Source organism: Arthrobacter sp. Dra40 (assembly GCF_059091905.1).
In genome coordinates, this window is record NZ_JBNHHB010000120.1 from 1 (window position 1) to 15,897 (window position 15,897).

Consider the following 15,897-nt stretch of genomic DNA (forward strand, 5'->3'; position numbering starts at 1 on the left):
GTAGGCTTAATGACCATGACCTCCCCGCTGTCCCCCTCATCCGGCCTGCCCGGAACCCGGTCGGCCGCCGCGGCCGCCGGAACGGAACCAGAGGCTGCGGATCAACTGCCCCAGGGCACGCTGCGCGGCATCACTGTTGAGTGGCCGGCCGTGCCCGACACCCAAGGGCTGCTGGAATATCTGGTACGCGACGACGTGCTCTGCTGGGTGCGCCGCGAAGGCGGCCTGGCCGGCTTTGGCGAGATCGCGCGCTTTACAGCCAGCGGGCCGAAGCGCTTTCAGCGGGCAGCTGAGTGGTGGCGCGGCATCCAGGCCGGCGCCGACATCGACAATCGAGTGGGCGGCCCCGGCACCGGACCGGTCGCCTTCGGCTCCTTCGCGTTCTCCTACACCTCCGCCCACAGTTCCCGCCTGGTGGTGCCTGAGGTGCTGGTCGGCCTGGACGGCGACCGCGCCTGGCTCACCTATTTGACGTACGACGGCGATGCCCACCTCAGCGCCGAATCAGCCGAAGCTGCGCTGGCGGGCTGGCTGGAGGACATTTCACCCGAGCACACTCCGGACCCTGCCGATTCGCTCGTCCCGGGACAAGTGTCCGAGCAGGCCTACATGGAGGCCGTTGCGGCCGGAGTGGAGCGCATCCGGGCCGGCGACCTGAGCAAGCTCGTCGTGGCCCGGGACGTGGTGGCCAACCTGGCCACCCCCATCGCCACCGCCCAGGTGCTGCGCGAACTGGCCGCCCGCTACAAGGACTGCTGGACGTACTCGGTGGACGGGCTGATCGGCTCGACTCCCGAAATGCTGATCAAAGTGGAGAACAACGTGGCCAGGGCCCGCGTTCTCGCCGGCACCCTGGACCGGGCCCGGACGCACAACCACGCCGGCGAATCGGACACCGACTACGCCCAGCGCGTGCTGGCCGGCTCGGAGAAGCAGCAGCACGAGCACGAGATCGCCATCGACTCGCTGACGCGCAAGCTGCAGCCGTTCACCACCGCCATGACGTCCCACAGTGAGCCGTTCGTGCTGGAACTGCCGAACGTGTGGCATCTGGCATCGGATGTTTCGGCCGAATTGGCGCACGACGGCGGCCACTCGCCGTCGTCGTTGGAGCTGGCCGAGGCCGTGCACCCCACCGCGGCCGTGTGCGGCACCCCCACCGAAGTTGCCGGCGCCCTGATCCGCGACCTGGAACAGATGGACCGCGGGCCCTACGCCGGTCCGGTCGGCTGGACCGACGGTGCCGGCAACGGCGAATGGGGCATCGCACTGCGCGGCGCCGTGGTGGAGAATCCGCAACGCGTGAGGCTTTATGCCGGCTGCGGCGTGGTGGACGCCTCGGTTCCGGAAGCCGAGTTGGCGGAGACCTGGGCGAAGTTCCGGCCCATGATTGAGGCACTGGGGCTGCGCCGCTGATAACTTTTCATCGACAAAACGCCGCACCCGGAGCGAAACCCGCCTCCGCCGACTACGCTGTTTCCCAATAGGCAAAGGCTGTAGCCTGTGGTGCATATCACCTCGGATACAAGTGTTCCCGCTACACTTAAGCCGGATTTCCAACGAGACAAAGGTAATAACTATGCGCAAAAAGGCATCCAAGGCGGCCCAGGGGTTATCCCTCCTGGCCGTCGCGGCACTCGCTTTGACCGCCTGCGGCGGTTCGGACAACGCCGGCGGCAGCGGCAACGGCACCGGCAGCGCCAGTGGCTCGGCTAACGAACTCAACCTGGTCCAGGCCGGCACACTGACCGTCTGCTCAGACATCCCCTACCCGCCGTTCGAGTTCGAGAAAAACGGCGAATACACCGGCTTCGATATGGACCTGGTGAAGGAGATTTCGTCCGAAATGGGCTTGAAGCTGTCCGTCCAGGACGTCGGCTTTGACGCCTTGCAGTCAGGCGTTACCCTGGCCGCCGGATCGTGCGATCTGGGCGCCAGCGCGATGACCATCACCGAGGACCGGAAGAAGAACATCGCCTTCTCCGACCCCTACTACGACTCACTCCAGTCGCTGCTGGTTCCGAAGGGTTCGGACATCAAGACGATCAAGGATCTTGGAGGCAAGAAGGTAGGGGTTCAGCAGGGCACCACCGGCGAGTCTTACACGCGGGAGCACGCGCCGAAGGATGCAGACGTTGTTGCCTTCCCGTCGGATGCCGAGATGTACCAGGCAATCCAGGCCGGACAGGTCGATGCCCTGCTGCAGGATCTGCCGGTGAATATCGGCCACACCAAGGACGGCAAGTTCACCGTGGTGCAGCAGTACAAGACAGACGAGAGCTACGGTTTTGCGGCGAAGAAGGAAGGGTCCAAGGCGCTGATCACCGCCGTCAACAAGGCCCTGAAGACGCTGCGCGACGACGGCAAGTACAAGGAAATCTACAACAAGTACTTCACCGAGTAGCACGTCCCTCCGGCCTCCGTCCGTGCGCTGACGCACGGACGGAGGCCGCCGACTCTCAGCTGGAAGGCATCACCAGTGAAACCCTCGACCCGCCGCCGGCTTTTCCGCGGGAGCCTTTACCTCATATTCATTGCGGCCGTCGTCGCCCTCGTCCTGGTCGCCGATTGGCAGGCCATTCGCACGAACTTCCTTAATCCGGAGGTCTTTGGCGAGCAATTCCCCTCCATCGTCATCACGGCGGCCAAGAACACCGTCGTCTACACTGTCATCGCCTTCATTGGCGGCCTGCTTTTTGGCCTCGTCCTGGCCCTCATGAAGCTCTCGCCCGTGGCGCCCTACCGGTGGGTGGCGACTGCTTACATCGAGCTGTTCCGCGGCTTGCCTGCGCTGCTGGTGATCTTCGGCTTCGCCTTCGCCGTCCCCATCGCTTTCCAGTGGAAGCCGCCGGGAGGCAGCACCGGTGCCGGCTTGATCGGTCTGATCGTCGTCTCCGCCGCCTATATTGCCGAGACCATCCGTGCCGGCATCGAGGCCGTGCCACCCGGTCAGCATGAGGCCGCCCGCTCCTTGGGCATGAACCCGTCCTGGACCATGGTCTCCGTAGTGTTGCCGCAAGCGTTCCGCATTGTCACGCCGCCGCTGACCAACGAGCTCGTCATCCTCATCAAGGACACCTCCTTGCTGTTCATCGTGGGTATGGCCCTGGGCTCCCGGGAACTGACCACGTACGCCCGTGACGGGGTTTCCCAATACGCCAATGCCACACCTCTGATAGCCGCGGCCCTCATGTACCTGATCATTACCTTGCCGCTCACCCAGCTGGTCGCCCGGCTCGAGAAGCGCAACAAGAGAGGCCGGTAACCGCCATGACTGAACAATTCCCGGACCAGGACCAGCCCGCCATCGAGGTCAAGAACCTCTGCAAAAACTTTGGCAGCAACGAGGTTCTCAAGGGCATCGACTTCCATGTGAATCAAGGCGAAGTGGTGTGCGTGATCGGACCGTCAGGTTCCGGCAAGTCCACCCTGCTTCGCTGCGTGAACCGGTTGGAAGAGCCGACCAGCGGCACCATTCTGGTCGAAGGCGTCGATATCACCGACCCGGAGACGGACCTTGACAAAATCCGCACCCGGATCGGCATGGTCTTCCAGCAGTTCAATCTGTTCCCGCACCTGAACGTGCTCGGCAACCTCACCCTCGCCCAGCAACGGGCCAAAAAGCGAGGCAAGGCGGAAGCTTTGGAGGTCGCGCGCAAAAACCTGGAAAAGGTAGGACTGGCGAACCGCGAAACCGCCTACCCGGCCCAACTCTCCGGCGGCCAGCAGCAGCGCGTGGCCATCGCCCGGGCGCTGTCCATGAACCCCGACATGATGCTCTTCGACGAGCCGACCTCCGCCCTGGACCCGGAGCTTGTCGGCGATGTACTCGAGGTCATGCGCCAGCTCGCCCACGAGGGCATGACCATGATGGTGGTGACCCACGAGATGGGCTTCGCCCGCGAGGTGGGCGACCGCGTGGTCTTTATGGACGGCGGCGTGGTGGTGGAGCAGGGCAAGCCCGAGGACGTGCTGGGAAACCCGCAGCATGAGCGCACCAAGGCGTTCCTCTCGAAGGTTCTCTGACCCCGGTTCAGCCGGAGAGTCCGGAGGTGGCGGTCGCTATGGCGGCCGCCACTTCTGCGTGCAGGCTCCGCAGCCTGCCTCGGTCGGTGCGGACTTCCACCACGCTGCGACCGGCCACGGGTTCGGAGAGGACAGCGTCCAGTTCGTCGGCGTCCTTGACCAGGCGGTGCTGGATTCCGTAGCCGGCTGCCAGCGAGGCAAGGTCCGCGCGGTGGGGGGTGCCGAAGAGTCGCTCGACGGCGGAGGTGAACGCCGCGCGCTCCCCCACCTTTCCGTGCTCCAGGGTTGAGAAGATCCCCCCGCCGGAATCGTTGACCACCACGATCTGCAGGTCGGGCTCCGGCTCCCCCGGACCGAGCAGCAGCGATCCGGCGTCGTGCAGGAAGGTCAAGTCGCCCATCAGCGCCCTGGTTCCGGTTCGTGCTCCCAGCGCGATGCCCGATGCCGTCGCCACCGTCCCGTCGATGCCGGCCACCCCTCGGTTGGCGTGCACGAAAGCATCCGGGATGTCGATGGGCGTTCCGGCGAGGTCAACGTCGCGGATCGGGTTGGACGACCCGATCACCAGCCGGCCGCGGGTATTGAGCCAGACCGACCGCGCTATGCGCAGCCCCGTCAACTCCGGCTCGGCCTGCAAACAATTGATCAGAGCCACATCGGCGGCGCCTGCCGCTCGGCGCCAGAGCTGCAGCCAGGTGTCCGGCCCGATTCCGGCGAAGATCGACAGGTCCTCCGGCTCGGAAATGACCCGCTCGCGCCGGCGCCCGGGCTCAAACCAGGCCACCGGCTCCGGCTGGAACAGGGCGGTCTGGACGTCGTGGCGGGCCAGCAACGCGGACACCGGCCGCGAGAGCGTGGGGCGGCCGAAAACCACCGCCCGTTCAATCTGCGCTCCCAGATTGCCCAGGAGCATGCGGTAGGGGCCGACGGCATTCGGGCCGAACCTTGCATTGGAGGACGGTTCTGCCAGCAGGGGCAGCCGGTGGGCACGGGCGAAGGCTTCGGCCCAGGCGCCCGCCCCATGTCCGGCCACCACCACGGTGCGCCGTTCGTCCACCGCATGGACCGGAGGCTCCGGCACGCTGGCGGGCCAGCCAATAACCCGCTCCGGTTCCGGTGCCGCTGTAGTGGCCGCGCCGCCGTCGTCCATTGCCTGCGCCACGGCCGGCACGGGGTCCGTATCGGCCTCCGGGAACAACGGATCACGGAAGGCCAGGTTGATGTGCACCGGTCCGACCGCGCCCTGGTGGGCTCCAATGTCTACCGCCGGCGCAGCCGGGGGTGCAGCCGACGGCGTTGCCGCCAGCGCCAGCAAATCGGACTCCGCTCCCGCTGGAGGCAGTGGAATGCCCTTCGCACTGAGCAGACTGGTGCGGATTGCATCCGTGGGGTCTTCTCCGGCCGGAATGTCGACGGCGGAGCGCACGTGGATGCCGAAGAGGCCAGGCTGGATCGTGGTTTGGTTGGCGCCGGTGCCGCGCAGCTCCACCGGCCGGTCGGCGGAGAGGACCACCAGCTCCACACCGGCGTGGTTGGCTTCCATCACGGCCGGCATCAACTCGCCCACTGCCGTCCCGGAGGTGGTGACCACCGGAACCGGGCGCAGCGAGCCCAGCGAGATCCCGAGGGCGGTAAAGGCCGCGCTCCGTTCATCGATGCGCACGTGCAGCCTCACCTCGCCCTGGGTTTCGGCTTCGGCGAGGGCATACGCGAGGGGCGCGCTGCGCGATCCCGGCGCAATGACGACGTCGCGGACGCCGCCCCAGACCAAAGCCTCGACGGCCAGTCGGGCGGTTTCCATCGAACTCAGCTGCGCAGTCACCTCCTCATGGTAAGCAGACGGCCGCGTCCGTGGAGGACGCGGCCGCCGGCTCTTCCTTGGCGCTGCGGGGTCAGCGCTTTAGGTGACCGTTCTTGCCCTTGAACATCTGGATGACAGCCGGCCTGGGCAGCGCGGCGTCGCCCCGCTTGGCGCGGCGCCCGTTCCCCACATAGTCGGGGAACAGCGAGCGTTGGGCGCCCCAGCTGCCGTCCTCGCCCGGGTGCTGGACGGCGACGAACACCAGCCCGTCCTCGTCATGGATCAGCGGGCCGCACGTCTCGGCATCAATCGGCACGGCCATGAACTGCTCCACTTTGCCGCGTTCCTTGCCGTCCAGCGTGACCCGGAAAAGGGCGTCGTTGCGCTGGATGGTGCCTGGCTGGCCGTCGGTGGAGACCCAGAGGTTCCCGACCGAATCGAAAGCCAGGTTGTCCGGGCAGGAGATCGGCTGGACCTGGTCCGCGGGATAGCCGCTGAAGTAGACGGAGTCGTCCACCGCGGGATCGCCCGCCACGAGGATCAGCTTCCAGGTGAACTCGGTGGAGGTCTGGTCACCGGTCTCTGTCAATTCGACGATGTGCCCGTGGCGGTTGTTGGCCCGGGGGTTCGGCTCGTCCACCTGGGCACGGGTGCGGGAGGTGTTGTTGGTGCAGGCCATGTAGATTTTCCCGGTCCTCGGGCTGATCTCCACGTCCTCGGGCCGGTCCATCTTGGTGGCGCCCATGGCGTCTGCGGCCAGCCTGGTGTAGACCAGCACCTGGTGGATGCCCATGCCAGGCACCAGCGATTCGCCGTCGCGGGTCAGCTGGATCCAGTGCCCGGTCCCGTCGAACGCACCGTCGGAGGGCAGCACCCCCGAGCCGTCAACCTGGTTCTGCGGGGAATTGCCTTTGAAGCCGGCCACATACAGATCGCCCTCGGTCAGCAGGGTCATGTTGTGCTTCTTATCGCCCTCACGGTATTTGCCCTTGGAGACGAACTTGTAGAGGTAGTCGAAACGCTCGTCGTCGCCCGAGTAGGAGACCGCGTGGCCCGAGGCAGCGATGGTCACGTTGGCGCCCTCGTGCTTGAACCGTCCCAGGGCGGTGTGCTTGCGCGGGGTGGACGTGGGATCGAAGGGGTCGACCTCCACGATCCACCCGAACCTGTTGTCTTCGTTCCGGCCCTCGGGCCGGTCGGTGTCGAAGCGCGGTTCCGGGATGTGCCAGCCGCGCGAGGGGTTGGCGCTGGTCAGGCCGTAGCGGCGCTGTTCGGCGGTCGGGGCCGATACTTTGAAGTACTGGTTGAAGTTCTCTTCGCCCGAGAGCACCGTTCCCCACGGGGTGGTGCCGCCGGCGCAATTGTTCTGCGTACCCAGTACGGTGCGTCCGGTGGGATCGGCCTGCGTCTTCAGCAGGTCCGAGCCGGCGGCCGGTCCCGTCAATTCGTATTCGGTGTCCATCAGGAAGCGGCGGTTCAACCTGGCGCCGCGCACATAGGTCCACGGCTGGCCCTTGCCCTTGCGCTCCAGCTCCACCACGGACAGCCCGTGCGCAGCCATTGCCACCTCGCGCCGGCGTTCCACGGGCATGTCCGGCGGGAACATGATGCCCTCGTTGGTGTACTCATGGTTGGCGAACAGCACCGCACGCTTGCCCTTGCTGCCCGGGATCTCGATGATGTCCAGGTAGTCATTGTTGTACCCGAACTGGCCGGACTGCGACTCCTTGGTCTGGTTCTCAGGATCGAACTCCGGGGTGTCGTGGAACAGCGGATCCCCCCAGCGGATCACCGGATCCCAGTTGTAGCCCTTGGGCACTACGACGTCGTCCACGTTGTTCGGCACGGCCTGGATGCCATCGAACTTGAGCTTGCTGGGGTTGCCTGGCCCGCGCCCGGCCTTGGCGGCCGGAGCCAGCCGGACCTGCGCGTCAGCTGCCCCGCCGCCACCGAACACCAGCGCCAGCGCCCCCGCGCCACCCAACCCCATCATCCGGCGGCGGGAGTACTCGGCGGAGACAATATCCCGGAAGTAATTGTTGTCCGAGGTATTGCAGATGCCCTTGGCACAGGCGTTGTCGCACTTGAGGGCGCAGGTCACGGCGCTGCGCTTCCCGGCGACGTGGCCCAGCATGGGCAAGTAGCGCTTCTTGGTATCGGTCACGGTTTCACCTTCCACATCGAACTGTCAGCTCCTTCCTGCAGCGTGGCGGGTGAAATCGACCGGCAGGCCTAGCCATGGTGAATTTTTGGCCAACGGCAGGCAAAACCCCTTGCCCTTGTTGCCGAAGGGCCATTGGGGAGACCCGACGTACGAGTCGACGCGGGTGCGGGAACTTCAGAATGGTGGCGGTGCGTGCGGGTCGGTGTCCTCGTCGGGCAGTTCGATGCCGCCCAGGGTTCGTTTGGGCTTCGGCTGCTCCGGCGGGATTTTCCTACCCACCCGCGGGGCGGGGTTGTCTTCGCCGCCGGCCGCGCGCTTACTGTCGCCGCTCCCGCCGCTCCCGCCGCTCCCGCCGCCCCCGCCGCCGGGCAGGAGGGCCTCCCACCCTTCGTCCGGGAACGTGCTCTTGTGGTGACCGGTCGGGGTGGTCCAGACCACCTCACCGTCCGGGCCGGCCTCTGCGCCGAATTCACCGGCGGTCTTGGCGGCATGGTGCATGGGGCAGAGGCATTGCAGGTTCTCCAGCACGGTCAATCCGCCCGCTTCCCAGGCGAGGACATGGTCAACCTCGCAGTATCTGGCCGCGCGGCGACAGCCCGGGAACCGGCAATGCCGGTCCCGGACCCTGACCAGGCGTTTGAGCCAGTCCGGCGGGATCCGCAGTTTCCGCGCGGCAGCAATCGCCTGGCCGTGGTCATCGGTGAGCACCAACAGCCAGGATTTCGCCAGCTGGGCCAACTGCCGGCCCATCTCCGGCGGGATCCGCCCGTGCCCGGCCAGGTCCCCGGCCTCCTCACGCAACCCCAGCAGCGTGCTCAACGTCATCGTGACCAGCAGCCCCGGACCGGCACCCGCGGCAGGCCCCTGGGCGGCGGCGGGTCCAGCCGGCGCATTCCCTGCACCGGTGACCGCGGCGCCGCCGGCGCCGGAGAGGAGCAGGTCCGCGAACACGTCGGCGCGCAGCTGCGGCAGGGTCCGTTCCTCTCCGGGGCCTTGGAGGGAGCGCGCGGCGGACTGGAGCCGGTCGAAGGCCAGATGCGCGGTGTCGGCGCTGGTGCGGATCCACAGTTCGGCCATGCCGTCGTCCTGGTCGATGAGCTGCACATCGCGGGATTCGTTCGCCCGCCGGTGCCGCTGCGTCAACGACTCCGGGTGCAGCCGGTCGCGCGTTCTGCGCGCCCGCGCCCGCACCGATTCCAGGGTGACCTCCCCGGCCCGCGGCAGCACGGCAGCCTCAAAGTCTTCCAGGCACTCCAGCGGAAGGTCGGCGGAGCCGCGGGCCAGCGCCCGTGCGCGCGGCAAGTCCACTTCACCCCGGCGCATGGCCCCGAGCGTGGCCGGCAGGTGGGTGCAGATCTGCCGGGCGTCGGCCAGCATGACCCGCGCCGCGGCGTCCCCGGTGGACAGGTGCGCGGAGATCTCCTGCGGCGCGAACCGGGAAAAGCCTTCCGGATCACGGTCCCCGCCGACACCCGGACGAAGCCGGGCGAAGCGGTCCAACGCCCTGACCTGGCAGGACTGCACCCACGCCTCCACCCGCGCGGCGGCCTTCAAATAATCGATCACCTGCGCGTCATCCAGCGCCGCCGGCTCCACCACAGCGAGCAACCCCGCCAGCTCCACCGGCACGCCCACACCATCTTCCGGCAAGAGCGGGCCTTCCGCGGCCGCACCGTGGACCGGAGATTCGGAACCGTCAGAGGCCTCCCCGCCGGCGTCCGGGAGGAGTTGCGTGATGCCATGGCGCCGCAGAAGAGCGTCCGCCAGGACCTGCTGGAACAACGCTTCCAGCAATGAACTGTCCGGACGCGACGGGACGCCAAGGTCCATCACCAGTTCCTGTCCCGGAACCGGAAACTGAAGCTCGGCGCCCTCCACGTCCATAAGCTCACGCTACCGGCCGCCTAGGACATTTTTGGGCACTGTGGACAATTTCAAAGTGGAGCAATCCAGCTCGTCAGGCAGACGGGTGCAGCGATGCCAACGTCACGGTGCAGAATGCCAGCACGACCATAGCTCGGCCTAAGTAGCGGCGTCGGTGTCGTGACGGGACGGCGGTGTCAGCGTGACCGTGTAGCTCGGCCTCGGTATCGGCGTCGGTGTAGACACGTCTAGCGGTGTCAGCGTGACCGGGTGGCTCGGTTGACGTAGCGGTGGAGTAAGGGGCAGCGATGCGAGCGTGACCGCGCGGCGCGGCCAACGCATGGGCGCCGGTCGTAGCCGTGAGGCAATTCAACCTCACCGTGTAGCGCCGCCGACGTAGCGCAGGAAGTAACGCAGCGAGTACGCCGCCAGCAACGTAGCAAGCAGAAAGGTCCGGCCGTCCTTCCAAGGACGGCCGGACCTTACTCAATACGCAAAATCAGCCCTGCAGGCGATCCACCACGTAGTCGATGCAGGCCAGCAGTGCACTGACGTCTTCCGGTTCGATGGCTACAAAGGTAGCGATGCGCAACTGGTTGCGGCCGAGCTTGCGGTAGGGCTCCACATCCACCACGCCGTGGCCCCGCAGCACCCTGGCCACGGCGGCGGCATCGACCGACTCATCGAAGTCCACCGTCGCAATGACGTTCGAGCGGTGCTCGGGGTTCGTCACGTACGGCGCTGCCACCGTGGAAGCCTCCGCCCACTGGTACACCCGGCCAGCTGAGTCCGCGGTGCGTGCGGCGGCGAAGTCCAGGCCGCCATTGCCGTTCAGCCACTCGATCTGGGCGTTGAGCGTGACCAAGGTGGCCAGCGATGGCGTGTTGTAGGTCTGATTTTTGAGCGAATTGTCGATGGCCGTTTCCAGGTTCAGGAAGTCCGGAATCCAACGGCCGGTGGCACCGATCCTGGCCGCCCGTTCCAGCGCCGCTGGGGAGAAAGCACCCAACCACAGGCCGCCGTCGGAGGCAAAGTTCTTTTGCGGTGCGAAGTAGTAGACGTCGCTCTGGCTGATGTCCACGGCCAGCCCGCCGGCGGCGGAGGTGGCGTCAATGAGGACCAGCGCGCCGTCGTCGGCACCATCCACACGCTGCACCGGAGCGGCGACCCCGGTGGAAGTCTCATTCTGGGCCCATGCGTAAACGTCCACTCCGGCCTCCGCCCGCGGCTCCGGCCGGGAACCGGGCTCCGAGGTGATGATGCTGGAGTCAGCCAGGAATGGAGCGTTGTTGGTGGCCGCGGCGAACTTGGAGCCGAACTCGCCGAAGGACAGGTGCTGCGCCTTCCGCTCAACCAATCCGAAGGAAGCAACGTCCCAAAACGCCGTCGAGCCGCCCACACCCAGGATGATCTCGTAGCCCTCGGGGGCCTTGAAGAACTGCTTGAGTCCGTCGCGGACACTGCCCACCAGGTTTTTCACCGGTGCTTGGCGGTGAGAGGTTCCCAGGAGGTTCTTGCCGGCGGCGACCAGTGCGTCGACCTGTTCGGGGCGGACCTTGGACGGGCCGGCGCCAAAACGCCCGTCTTCCGGGAGCAGGTCGGTGGGAATGCTGATGGACTGGGTATCGCTCATGAATACCTTTCCTGGCGTGGTGGCAATGATCTCGATGGCAGTTCGCCGTTGAACGCCCGTCTCATTCTGCCCCAACGCCCGCAGCCGTCGTTAGTTGGCGCAGGCATTGTTGCGCCGCGGTCCGGCGCGCCTGCTGGCTGCGCAGCTGCCGGTCCTGTACGCAAAACAAGCTAGGCTGGGGAGGGGAAAACACCCTCATGCATGCTGCTGGAGCAGCCCTTTTCACCGCGCCGAGGAGCAAGAATCCATTGACTGATCTCATCGACACCACCGAGATGTACCTGCGCACCATCCTCGAGCTCGAAGAAGAGAACATCGTCGCGCTGCGTGCCCGGATCGCGGAGCGTCTGCGCCATTCCGGCCCAACGGTCTCGCAGACGATCGGACGGATGGAGCGCGATGGTCTGGTCGTCGTCACCGGTGACAGGCATTTGGAACTGACTGAGCTGGGCCGGCGCAAGGCCACCGAAGTCATGCGCAAGCACCGGCTGGCGGAACGGTTGCTCTCCGATGTGATTGGACTGGACTGGGCTTACGTTCATGACGAGGCTTGCCGCTGGGAACACGTGATGAGTGAGCGAGTCGAGCAGCGCCTCTACGAACTGCTGGGCAGGCCGACTGTATCGCCCTACGGAAACCCGATCCCGGGACTGGAAGCGCTGGGCGGCCAGCCGGCGGAGGGGTTCACCACCGGCGTGCTGAACCTGGCGCAGGCCATGGGCAGCTACACGCCCGGGAAGCACGTGAGCATCGTCCGGTTGGCGGAGCCGATCCAGGTGGAACCGGAACTGCTGCTCCAGTTGGAAGAGGGCGGGCTGAAGCCCGGGGCAAGCCTGCAGCTGGAGACCGCCGGGGAGTACATTTCCGTCCGCGTGCCCGGCATCGAAGGTGCCTTGGAACTGCCGCCGGAAGTAGCTGCCCACATCTTTGTCTCGATGCAATAAATCGTTCCGCCGCGAAATCTCGCACGCTGGATAACGGATTTATCACTTTCACTGACTTTTCCGTATAGTTGACCCGGGAATCGAGACATCGATCCCGCATCCTCCGCAAGCCGAACCCTGTCGGCGGAGGTAATGCATCCGTGAGACAGGGGCGGAGGACCCACCAAGCGGCAGTTCGTTCGCTGCCTTGGGGTGAAGCCGCAGCGGACAAACCTCGGTGAATCGTTCCACCGGGGTTCTGTGCGGTGCGGCCGAGTTTTCTCTTGACTCGAATCCGACAGCTAACTTCGCAGGCGCTTTGGAGAGGTAAGACATTTTGGCAGGACACAAAGCCTCGGGACGGCGCCGTTCAACCGCCCCGGCCGAACACGCACGCCCCCGCGCCGCGACACCCGGCCGCCGACGCGCCCAGCCGGCCCCGTCGCCGGTAGCAGCAGCAGCGCGCGACGTTGGCCATAAGACCGCAATCGTGGCAGCCGCCTCCGGCATGGCCCTGACGGTGATGCTCCCGACCACGGCAGGTGCCGTGGCGGACGCCCCGCAGGAAGCGCAGGTAGCGAGCAGCATTTCCGCCGCCACCGAAGCGCGCCTGACGTTCGAACGCGCAGGCCTCACCAGCAAGTTCGACCCGGATACCAAGCTGAAGCAGGTCATGGTCGCTTCGGGCGACAAGGCGGAGGCCATCAGTAGCCAGGGGTCGCTCTCGCAGCCGATGGACGAGCTGATCAAGACGTCGCCGTTCGGCTACCGGGTCAGCCCCATCACCGGCTATGCCGGTGAATTGCACACCGGGCAGGACTACGGGGCACCGTGCGGCACGCCGGTCCACGCAGCTGCCGGCGGCACGGTCGTCGAGGCGGGTTACCAGGTTGGCGGCGGCGGCAACCGGATTGTTGTGGACCACGGCAACGGCCTGAAGACCACGTACAACCACCTGGGCACCATCGAGACCTCTGTCGGCACCACTGTGCAGCGCGGGGAGTTCCTGGGCGAAAGCGGTACCACCGGGGCCTCCACCGGCTGCCATCTCCACTTTGAAGTGATGGTCAACGACAAGCTGGTAGACCCCCTCGGCTGGCTCTGATGAACACGCCGTAATCGGAATGTGACTCACCAGCCAAACTGTTATAAGGTTTCATCTGTGCCAGGCGCTTACCGCCTGGCACCTTCGGGCGGAATGCCGAACTCTGCCGTCGCCCGAAGTCCGTTCGCACCGATTCGCATGGCAGAGGCGGGGGAACCACTTCCCGGACATCGCAGCATGTCCTTGGGGTAAAGCCGATCAGGCCCGGGCCACCAGTCCGCAAGCCGGCCGGCCGGATGACTCCCATCCGAACCCGACAGCTCACTTCGCAGGCATTTGGGAGAGGTACAGACCGTGTCCAAGAGCATTACTGCGGGCCGCCATCGTGCGACCCCTGTCCGCACGAGCCCGCTTGAGACGATTTCCAAGGCTGTTACCGCGAATGCGGGAACCGTTGGACGCCAAGGTGCCGTGATCGCCGCCGCTACCGGTCTGGTTCTGACCGGTACCATGCCTGCCCAGGCGGTCAGCGTTGACCGCGGCGTCGAAGCCCCGGCCCGCGTGCAGGTGGAAGCCGTGCAGGCCTCCGCAGCCGTGAAACTGACCTTCGAACGTGCCGGGATCACGTCCACCCCGGCGCCCGAGGCCGTTGTCCAGGCCGTATCAAACGAGATCAACCCGACGACGACGACCGGCAATGCTGCCGGATCGAACGAGGGCAAGACCGCCAAAACAGCAGACAAAAAGGTCGGCGAAGCTGCCGCCAGCGGTGTTGCCGGCGCCATCGTCGCTTCTGCCTACGGCCAGATCGGTGTCAGCCAGGACTGCACTGCACTGGTCGAAAATGCCCTGCGCGCGGCGGGCTTCGCGGTGGGAGACCTCGCCCCGGCGCAGTTCTTCGCCTACGGCACGCAGGTTTCCACCCCTCAGCCGGGCGACATCATTTACTACGCCAACGCCGGCGCCGGCGTGCCTCACGTTGCCATCTACGTCGGCAACGGCCAGGCCGTTCACGGCGGCTGGACGGGCTACAGCACCGTCTTGGCCAGCGCATACATCGGCTCCGGTCCGGTCTTCATCCGTCCGGCAGGCTAAAACCTTTCGTCACGGCCTTTCCCGCAGCGCGTCCTTTGGGGCGCGCTGCGGCGTTTAAGTGGTGGCCGCGTTTAAGCGGCTGCGGCGTTTAAGTGGTGGCCGCGTTTAAGCGGCTGCGGCGTTTAGGTGGTGGCCGCGTTTAGGTGGCTGCGATGTTTAGGTGGCTGCGGCGTTTAAGCGGCTGCCGGGCCCCGCAAACCGCCCGTAACAACAGCCGCACAGCCGGCCGCCGTGGGTTCCGTGATCTAAAGATCACCGTTCCGTGATCAGAATGTGACAATCGGCGGTTCATCGTATACGCTCAAACGCGTGCCAGCTGTCAGACGGCTGGCACCTCCGGGTGGATTGCCGAGCTCTGCCACCGTCCGGAGTCCGTTCGCTACACTTCGCGGGCAGAGGCGGGGGAACCACATTTCGGGTTCTTAACAGAATCCTTGGGGTTAAGTCGTAGGTGCTCTCAGGCCTTGCCGGGGAGCACTGCGACCGGATGCACTCCCATCCGAATCCGACAGCTCACCTCGCAGGCATTGGGAGAGGCCTTTAACGTGTTCAATAACACCGCTACGGGGCGCCACCGCGCCGTTTCCGTCCGCACCAACCCGCTGGAGACGATTTCCAAAGCCGTCTCGTCCAATGCCGGATCCATGGGTCGCTCGGCAGCCGTGATCGCTGCCGCGTCCGGATTGGCCCTGACCGCCGGGGTTCCCGCGCAGTCAGCAACCATCGAACGTACCGCCTCCACTGTTTCCGTTCCCAGCCGCGTGCAGATGGACACGGTACAGGCGTCAAGTGCGGTCGAACTGACCTTCTCGCGTCCCGACATCACGTCCACTCCGGCGCCGAAGCCGGAGCCGGAGCCTGTTGTCGAAACCGTGGCCGAGGAAGTGGCCCCGATCGCCGCGGAAGCCCCCGCTGCGGCCCCAGCCACCGTCCAGGAAGCCGCCGCTCCGGCAGCCCCGGCCAAGGCCGCCGCTGCGCCTGCCGTGCAGGCAGCCCCGGCCAAGGCCGCAGCATCCGCCAGTGGCGCGGCCTCCACCTTGGTCTCCTCCGCCTACAGCCAGATCGGCATCTCGCAGGACTGCACCGCCATGGTGGAGAAGGCCCTGCGCGCTGCCGGCCACTCGGTGGGTGACCTGGCTCCCGCTCAGTTCTTCAGCTACGGCACGCAGGTCTCCACCCCGCAGCCGGGCGATCTGCTGTACTACGCCGACGGCGGCGCCGGGGTTGCTCACATCGCCATTTATGTGGGCAACGGCCAGGCCATCCACGGCGGCTGGACCGGCTACACCACCGCACTGGCCAGCGCCAACGTCGGATCCGGCTACGTGGCTATTCGCGTCAACTAGC

Annotated in this window: 12 protein-coding genes and 3 riboswitches; of the genes, 8 read left to right on the forward strand and 4 right to left on the reverse strand. The window is 66.2% G+C overall.

Annotated features, from left to right (window positions below; translation table 11 throughout):
* Window positions 1–9: 9 nt before the first annotated feature.
* From AC5RWT_RS26230 to AC5RWT_RS26245, 4 genes are all read left to right on the forward strand, one after another.
* Entirely contained in the window at window positions 10–1,416 is a 1,407-nt protein-coding gene (locus AC5RWT_RS26230; RefSeq protein WP_494082757.1) for an isochorismate synthase, read from the forward strand.
* Window positions 1,417–1,579: 163 nt separating this feature from the next.
* Window positions 1,580–2,404, forward strand: a complete 825-nt coding sequence (locus AC5RWT_RS26235; protein WP_494082748.1) for a basic amino acid ABC transporter substrate-binding protein — start codon at window positions 1,580–1,582, stop codon at window positions 2,402–2,404.
* 75 nt (window positions 2,405–2,479) lie between these two features.
* Window positions 2,480–3,265: an amino acid ABC transporter permease gene (locus tag AC5RWT_RS26240; protein WP_494082749.1), complete on the forward strand. Its 786-nt coding sequence runs from the start codon at window positions 2,480–2,482 to the stop codon at window positions 3,263–3,265.
* Between the two features lie 5 nt (window positions 3,266–3,270).
* Window positions 3,271–4,026 (forward strand): amino acid ABC transporter ATP-binding protein, encoded by a 756-nt coding sequence (locus AC5RWT_RS26245; RefSeq protein ID WP_494082750.1) that lies wholly within the window; start codon window positions 3,271–3,273, stop codon window positions 4,024–4,026.
* Window positions 4,027–4,033: 7 nt separating this feature from the next.
* Here the strand turns inward: AC5RWT_RS26245 and menD are convergent, their stop codons facing one another.
* From menD to serC, 4 genes are all read right to left on the reverse strand, one after another.
* Window positions 4,034–5,827, reverse strand: a complete 1,794-nt coding sequence (menD, locus tag AC5RWT_RS26250) for a 2-succinyl-5-enolpyruvyl-6-hydroxy-3-cyclohexene-1-carboxylate synthase (protein WP_494082758.1) — start codon at window positions 5,825–5,827, stop codon at window positions 4,034–4,036.
* A gap of 91 nt (window positions 5,828–5,918) precedes the next feature.
* Complete coding sequence (locus AC5RWT_RS26255) at window positions 5,919–7,961, reverse strand: PhoX family protein (protein WP_494082759.1); 2,043 nt, start codon at window positions 7,959–7,961, stop codon at window positions 5,919–5,921.
* A gap of 204 nt (window positions 7,962–8,165) precedes the next feature.
* Window positions 8,166–9,875 carry an HNH endonuclease signature motif containing protein gene (locus AC5RWT_RS26260; RefSeq protein ID WP_494082751.1) on the reverse strand — a complete coding sequence of 570 codons (1,710 nt, stop codon included), beginning with the start codon at window positions 9,873–9,875 and terminating at the stop codon, window positions 8,166–8,168.
* A gap of 478 nt (window positions 9,876–10,353) precedes the next feature.
* Complete coding sequence (serC, locus tag AC5RWT_RS26265; RefSeq protein WP_494082752.1) at window positions 10,354–11,487, reverse strand: phosphoserine transaminase; 1,134 nt, start codon at window positions 11,485–11,487, stop codon at window positions 10,354–10,356.
* A gap of 248 nt (window positions 11,488–11,735) precedes the next feature.
* On the opposite strand from serC, the gene AC5RWT_RS26270 reads away from it, so the two are divergent.
* From AC5RWT_RS26270 to AC5RWT_RS26285, 4 genes are all read left to right on the forward strand, one after another.
* Window positions 11,736–12,431: an iron-dependent transcriptional repressor DtxR gene (locus AC5RWT_RS26270; RefSeq protein ID WP_494082753.1), complete on the forward strand. Its 696-nt coding sequence runs from the start codon at window positions 11,736–11,738 to the stop codon at window positions 12,429–12,431.
* Between the two features lie 98 nt (window positions 12,432–12,529).
* A riboswitch (cyclic di-AMP (ydaO/yuaA leader) is annotated at window positions 12,530–12,742 on the forward strand.
* A gap of 158 nt (window positions 12,743–12,900) precedes the next feature.
* On the forward strand, window positions 12,901–13,515 hold the full coding sequence (locus tag AC5RWT_RS26275; protein WP_494082754.1) for a M23 family metallopeptidase: 615 nt from the start codon (window positions 12,901–12,903) through the stop codon (window positions 13,513–13,515).
* 117 nt (window positions 13,516–13,632) lie between these two features.
* Window positions 13,633–13,805: riboswitch (cyclic di-AMP (ydaO/yuaA leader) on the forward strand.
* A 4-nt stretch (window positions 13,806–13,809) separates the two neighbouring features.
* Complete coding sequence (locus tag AC5RWT_RS26280; protein WP_494082755.1) at window positions 13,810–14,550, forward strand: C40 family peptidase; 741 nt, start codon at window positions 13,810–13,812, stop codon at window positions 14,548–14,550.
* A 367-nt stretch (window positions 14,551–14,917) separates the two neighbouring features.
* Window positions 14,918–15,091: riboswitch (cyclic di-AMP (ydaO/yuaA leader) on the forward strand.
* A gap of 4 nt (window positions 15,092–15,095) precedes the next feature.
* Window positions 15,096–15,896, forward strand: coding sequence for an NlpC/P60 family protein (locus AC5RWT_RS26285; RefSeq protein WP_494082756.1), 801 nt, complete (start codon window positions 15,096–15,098; stop codon window positions 15,894–15,896).
* Window position 15,897 lies beyond the last annotated feature (1 nt).

Bases quoted from the DNA above. Each gene is read 5' to 3' on its own strand.
- AC5RWT_RS26230 (WP_494082757.1), top strand. From the start codon at position 10: ATGACCATGACCTCCCCGCTGTCCCCCTCATCCGGCCTGCCCGGAACC.
- AC5RWT_RS26235 (WP_494082748.1), top strand. From the start codon at position 1,580: ATGCGCAAAAAGGCATCCAAGGCGGCCCAGGGGTTATCCCTCCTGGCC.
- AC5RWT_RS26245 (WP_494082750.1), top strand. From the start codon at position 3,271: ATGACTGAACAATTCCCGGACCAGGACCAGCCCGCCATCGAGGTCAAG.
- menD (WP_494082758.1), bottom strand. From the start codon at position 5,827: ATGGAAACCGCCCGACTGGCCGTCGAGGCTTTGGTCTGGGGCGGCGTC.
- AC5RWT_RS26255 (WP_494082759.1), bottom strand. From the start codon at position 7,961: ATGCTGGGCCACGTCGCCGGGAAGCGCAGCGCCGTGACCTGCGCCCTC.
- AC5RWT_RS26260 (WP_494082751.1), bottom strand. From the start codon at position 9,875: ATGGACGTGGAGGGCGCCGAGCTTCAGTTTCCGGTTCCGGGACAGGAA.
- serC (WP_494082752.1), bottom strand. From the start codon at position 11,487: ATGAGCGATACCCAGTCCATCAGCATTCCCACCGACCTGCTCCCGGAA.